Here is a 1,389-nt window from a genome sequence, read left to right as displayed (position 1 = left end):
GCAAGTTATTCAAGATAAAACAGTGACAATTTGTGTTAATTTGTTTTTTTTATATAAATTATTTTTTACCTTTGCATCACCTTATTACTATCATTACAAAATATTAATTAAATCTTTAAAAATGAAAAAAGTGTTTTTTATTAGGAATGTTAATGTTGGGAACATTTACATTTACTTCATGTACTGAAGACGATGACTTCACTACAAAAACAAATTTAAAACCTAACAACGAGAATTATATTTCTCAAACAGCCATTGATTTTGCAAAAAGCATAAAAAGTCAAGGCTCAACTAGGTCTATTTTAAGTAGCTCTCTACCCACACAAGCTATATTATTATAGTTATACCTACAAAAATGAGAAGAATTGGTAGTTCAAGAAAAAGAATATAAATCTTATAAAAAAAAGTTATGAAAAATTTCAAGTATTTAGTAATTATCGCATCTGTAGTATCATCTCTTATCTCTTGCGATAATAAAGGCGATTTTGACAGTGCCCCGCCAGCTGTTAATAAGACTGAATTTCAAATTTCTACTTCACAAACTGGCAAAGACACACTATTTGTTAAAGACAACAAAGATTTTAAATTACACTATATTAATCTAATCAACAAGTCTGATGGTAAGGAGATTTGTGAAGTAAATGCCCTTTATGGAAAACAGACAAAGTTTGAAATAAATGGTACAACCTATGGAGAAGTAGAATATTCTAATGGTGAAGCATCATTGATTAAGATTTATAACTGGGGAACACTCGAAAGAATATCTACTACGGCACACAAAAAGGCATACGCCATAACATATACTGGCAAGAAACCAGCTGATATTGAGGTTGGTTTAGCCGTTTTAGGCGAAAGGGGCGGTACAAGTGTAAGGCTTAAATAAGATTTTTAAGCAAAGAAATCTAAGCATTGCATAACAGCATAATTAGTTTTTATGCAGATAGAAAAATTGAGTAGGGAGTATCACTTGTAAAATTAGTGTTTGCTCTCTACTTAATTATTTTATATGTAGAGACTTAAAATCTCCAATTATACTTTGAGTATAAGAAAACTTTGGTATGGACATTTATAATATGTTTTCATTGTTCCTTATTTACACGATATGCTTTTAGCTTATACTCAGTAACAATATGCAGCAAGAATAGGATATAAGTTATTATAAAATCCTGTTTCATTAATCTGTATTTAAGGTAAAGCGCAACAAATATATGTAGAATAAATAAGAAGAAACTAAAAAATCATTTTATTTTCATTATCTTTAACGCGAAGAGATAGTATTCCCCATTAAGTTTGAAAATAAATAAAATAATGATATAAAAAACATTGCGTTGAAAAAAGTAGAATTGTATTCTGCAGGTCAAACGTCTAATCTACATTCTTTTACATTTG

At 28.7% G+C, this 1,389-nt stretch carries 1 protein-coding gene; it reads left to right on the top strand.

Features of this window, described 5'->3' with window-relative positions:
* Positions 1-409 precede the first annotated feature (409 nt).
* Entirely contained in the window at positions 410-883 is a 474-nt protein-coding gene (locus HMPREF9144_RS12460; RefSeq protein ID WP_006046502.1) for a hypothetical protein, read from the top strand.
* The last annotated feature ends 506 nt before the right edge of the window (positions 884-1,389 follow it).

Source organism: Prevotella pallens ATCC 700821 (genome assembly GCF_000220255.1).
Taxonomy (GTDB): domain Bacteria; phylum Bacteroidota; class Bacteroidia; order Bacteroidales; family Bacteroidaceae; genus Prevotella; species Prevotella pallens.
The sequence above is the reverse complement of the archived record's forward strand: the minus strand, read 5'-3'. Positions and strand labels throughout refer to the sequence as shown.